The sequence below is a fragment of the Segatella copri genome (assembly GCF_003465495.1).
Lineage (GTDB): Bacteria > Bacteroidota > Bacteroidia > Bacteroidales > Bacteroidaceae > Prevotella > Prevotella copri_G.
The window spans coordinates 1-4,919 of the sequence record NZ_QSAV01000082.1; the positions used below are offsets into that span (position 1 = coordinate 1).

A 4,919-nucleotide genomic window follows, 5' to 3' on the forward strand; every position below is an offset into this window, starting at 1 on the left:
TGTCTGACACCTGTGAGCATTTCCTTGTGGAATGCACCTTCCTTGTAGTCAAAGGCATAGCTGCGCAATGTCTCGCCCTGGAAATTCACGGTCACTTTCTCCAACAGCTTGTTGGAGGAGGCGAGGAATCCATAGCGGGCATTGTTGGTCTTTACCTGCTTTACCTTGTTGCCTTCAAAGAGTACAACGGTGTGCGGTTCCTGTCCTGCATTACCTGCGTGAACCTCCTTCAGATATGCAGCCTTGGCCTTCAAGCCGCCACGCACATCCTCATCCACGATGTCATACACATATTCTATATAGTCACCGTGGAGTTCCTCGACACGTTTCAGCTTCCATTCGGCAATCACCTCACGGGTACTGCCCGAAGCATCGGTGACATTGCCCTTTACAACAGCTCCGTCACCACCATAGATGTACTTGACACCCTGCTTGTCTGTAACCTCCCAATAATAGTTGGCAGGACTGTCACCCTTGCGGATGATACGGCTGAAATCACCGCCTTGGCGGGTGTAGAACTGGCGGTCAGCCTTTCTGTTCATCTTCTCGCCACGGTGTGCGACTCCCATCTGTCCGTTGTCATCCATAGTGGAGAGCATTGAACCGGACAAGAGATAAGTCTCCGTCTCTTTTGACTGGTCATAACGAGGCACGCCCCACCGGGTGTCAAGCGTAATGCTTGGCACGCTGACGTTCCAACCCTCGCCAAGCCAACCGCTACCGCCCTCGCTGCTGTACTGCAAGCCAAGGCTTGGCTGCATACCGTTTCGTGCTGGCGGCATCTCGAACGGATACTGCAGGTTGGCAGAGCCACGGTTGTTTGCGCTTGGAGGCGCAATGACATTGAGCTTCGCCGTCGGGTCTGCCGCCTTGATGTCGTTCATCATCGTCGGGGCAAAGCCTTCGGTCTGCGGTGACTCCGGGGCCTGTATCACACCGTTGATCATGTCGGTGAAGTGGGTCGTCTTTGAAACGACACACTCTTCCTTCTTGTCCACACGCACACGCTCCAACGCAACCCAATGCTTCTCGGCCGGGTCGTAGTAATAGGTACGGATGTCGTCCTCGGTATAGCCGCTTGGTATTCTCGTGCGGTCATACTTTATCTTGACAGTCGCACCCTCGCCTGTGAAGTGTGTTCCGTGAGGGAGAAAACGGTAGCCCTGTCCTCCTGCTGTGACATTGGTCATGGCAAAGTCAAGCTCAGGAACATTCTCCTCTCCGATAGAGTTCACGGAAAGGCTTCTGTTCCGAATGAGGTCTTTCTGAAGAACGACCAGTTTGCTACCTCCTACGGAGATACTGTCAGAGACACCCTTCTTGAAGAGTTTTCTCACGGCTGTCCCGTCCTTTGCCGAAAGGGACAGTGTGGCGGCAAGCAGTAAAACAAATGCCCACGCCACCTTCTGTATATAATTCTTCATGCGTATCTTCCTTTAAGTTACTTTACTGAGATTTTCCTTGTATGCTCCCCATTCTCGGAGATTGCCTTCACGACATACACACCCGATGCGGGAACCTTGAAGTCGGCCTGCTTGACGCTTTCGCCTGTCATTTGGCGTGACACTACCAGTTTGCCTGATACGTCAAACACCATCAATGTGGCTGCAGCAGGCTTGTCCTGTGTGAGTTTAGCCTCGTAGATGCCTGTCGTAGAACCGTTGCCCTTGACAGTGAAATTCTCGTCTTCTCCAGATATGAAGGTATTGTCTGCCTGTCTGTCCGAGCTGCCCACATGGTTCTCCCTTGCCTGTGTTCCGTTAGGCATACTTGCATCACACTCGCTGCCGACATAGACGGTCATCGTTGTCGTACACTTCTTGGGTGTTTCTATCTGCACGTTGCCCCTTGTGGTGAATGAGGTTACAGGCGTACCGTTTACGGTAAGATCTGTGATATGTGTCTCGCCCTTTCCGTACTTGATGCAGAACCGCCATGCACGAAGTGACCAGACATATTCATGATGCACGGTCTGTCCGTTCAACTTGTATGTGACCTGCATATTGCGGACTGTAACACTGAGCACATCGCCCGGCTTGATGGTGACATATTTGGTTAGGCTTGTATATCCACCGGTTATGATATGCGCCTTGTCGCCTCGCACGTCGAAGCCATATTGGGTGATCTCGTCCGTGAGGCTTGGCTCCAATCCCACACGGTAGTTTGATTTTGTATCGTTCACCGTCCATGAGATGTCGCCAGACAGATAGGTCCTGGTGTCATGTGAGTATGAGGTGTAGAGTGCGTTGCCAGTGGCATAAATCTCGTTGCCTCCACCTTGTGATACGGACAGCGCATAGGCGCCGGGGGCAAGATTCGTGATTCTGTGCGTGTCACCGAAGAATGTTCCTCTGGCAATGGTTTCTCCTTTTACTTTTCCTGCAACGGTGTCAACGCTGAGCACATAGGAATAGACTGGTGTACCGATGTTGATGCCGATGTCGATATACCCGTCATTGCGTGGAACTCCATTCTCGCAACTTGACGGCGTAGGAGTGGCATCATAGGAAATGCCGTCATAATAGGCGAATGTGAACACATCGCTTCCGCTTCCGTCTGCATCCCATAGGATATTGCGGAATATGGTCTTGCCCCTTGTCATATCAGGCTTGGAGCATCTTATGTTGCTATTGCTGTTGATGTCAAAATCACCTTCACCGCTTGGGTCTATGAGCATGACGGTACGCTTGCGGCAATAGTCCGAGAACTCCCTGTCCGGTGTGAGGTCATAGCTCAACTCTGCCATATAACCGACATCATCTATTCCTCCTGTCCTCAAGCCTGTCAGATTCAATGCGGCTTCTGTTCCTTCCGTTCGGATAATGCCTACGCTGGTATCTGTTTCTGCCGCATCCGAAAGGGATATGGTTCTTGTGGCACTTCCTATTCCGTCAACACGCAGATAGATGTTTTTGCTTTCCTTGCGGATAGAGATGTCCGTTCCATCAACATCCGTGGCAATGTACGAATTTGATACAGTGCCATTGATGATTGGGTAAACAGTCCCTGCGTTGGAGATTCGGAAACCGTACTTGCAAGTATTACCGCCATTGCTTCCAAAGCCAACGTCAAAAGTCGGGTGACTTGTAGGACAGGTAAACTCCAATGCGCCGCCACCCTCAACAAAGGCAGGAGTAATGGCATAAGCCCCAGAAGCGGCTTCCTCTTGAATGATGTTGTCGGTAAAGCCATTCCTCGAAACCTCAAATCCTTGTGCAGTCCATCTTGTCATTGTACTGTCAGACGTTGACGGCACATTGGTCTTGACCATCCATGTACGTTTCATGATGTGCCACAGGGAATCTGTCGGGGATGTGTAGGTTGCAAGTGACGCATCATCATCACCCCAAAATGTATATCCCTTGTCTGGCATCGGATTGCCGCTTTCACGTCCCATAACAAGCAGACGTGAGGCAGATGAAAGACTATAAGGGTTGGCATCATAATAGGTGTCATTGTCCTGCAATGCCGCATAAGTCGGACTTTCCTCATACGAGGTAGCGGAAAGCGGTTGTAAAAGACTTCCTGCTATATCGTTTCCAACGGCTGTCACACGATGATGATAGGCTTGGTTCTCAGCCAAGTCCCAAATCAAGTTTCCGTCGCTGTCAAGATACGAGCCTTTGAGGGTGATGCCGTACTTTACCGCCAGATAGCTCTCCACTTTTCTGCGCTCATCGGGTGTAAGCATCCTGCTGAAAACAATAAGCTCAGGGGCATATCCCCGGATGGAAGCATTACCGAAGAGCGAGGTCGGGAAATCCGTACCGAAACTGCCAGAGGTGGAAGGGGTTCCGATGAATAATGTGGTGTTGGAGTTGTCTCCCCACAATGTTGTTGAAGGATTGCTTACCTTGAAGTAGGACACAACGCGCAGAGCGCTTTCCTTAAAACCGTTCTCGGACAAAGAATCACTTGATTGAAAAAGCAGGTCTTCACCCGATGCTGAACCATAGTCCAGTGGTTCAACCCCTCTACCCCTTACGGCTTTGTCCTTGCTCAGAATGGCTCCGTCGCCCTTGCGGCCGTCAAGAGCATAGACAACCATATCCTTGCCGATGGTTGTCAGTTCCGGTGCAAAGACACCGATGACGGTAGCCTGCGAGAGGTTGCCGTGTTTGAGTTTGGCACTCAGACTACGAAATCCGTCTGCGAGCCAGAGACTCGGATTGAAATTGAAGTAATGGACTGAACTGTTCGGAAGAGTAAGTTCAGACTTGACGCCACGGCTGTCCAATAGCATCAGCCGTATGGAATCCCCAGAGAAATCCTGCCAACGGTAATAACCTTGCAGGTCTGAGTTCAATGGCGCAGTCTTGAACCACAGTTCGCTTCCGCTGACTCCTCCGGGCGTTTGCGCGAAACTGCCGATAGCGAAGCCTAACAGTAACAAAGAAGTAAACTTTCTCATGCGCTGTCAATTTGGAGTGTTTGAAAAATATAAAAACGTATGCCTCTGCCGCGCAGGGAGAGACCAGTGAGAGAGAACGGACTGTTACTACGGAGAAGAATTGTGATATAGGCTTGCTCCGTAAAGTCCTATTGTCACGTGGCAGGCCAACAGGCTTTACCACCAAAATAATGCTGCAAATATACAAAAATAATCTTAATAAACAGATATAATCTTTAAGAAATTTGCTGATTTGGTGTTTTTTTCTTATGATTTCGGTCGATTTTGCAGAAATCTTTTACATCTGTTGTATGTACTGGAGTTAGTTTGGCAAAAATACACAAATGGTCACGGCTTCAGTTTCTTATGTTAGAATGTAAATCATGGTTTGAAACTGTACACACTCGGAGTACAAATGAAAACACTATATGCTTGTGTCGGAAAGGTATATATGAGCTGATGGTAGAGTCGTTATCAACAACAATGGCCCTGATTTGATAAACTCAGCAGGAATACTTGCTATTCATTT

General features: G+C 49.6%; 2 protein-coding genes. Both read right to left on the reverse strand.

Annotated elements, in window-relative coordinates; genetic code table 11:
- Positions 1-1,424: SpvB/TcaC N-terminal domain-containing protein (locus DWV53_RS14840; RefSeq protein WP_301331698.1), on the reverse strand; the 1,424-nt coding region annotated here is incomplete at its 3' end.
- 17 nt (positions 1,425-1,441) lie between these two features.
- The gene (locus DWV53_RS14845; protein WP_118155384.1) at positions 1,442-4,411 is read right to left on the reverse strand and encodes a T9SS type A sorting domain-containing protein; all 2,970 of its coding nucleotides are present in this window, start codon (positions 4,409-4,411) and stop codon (positions 1,442-1,444) included.
- Between the last annotated feature and the right edge of the window lie 508 nt (positions 4,412-4,919).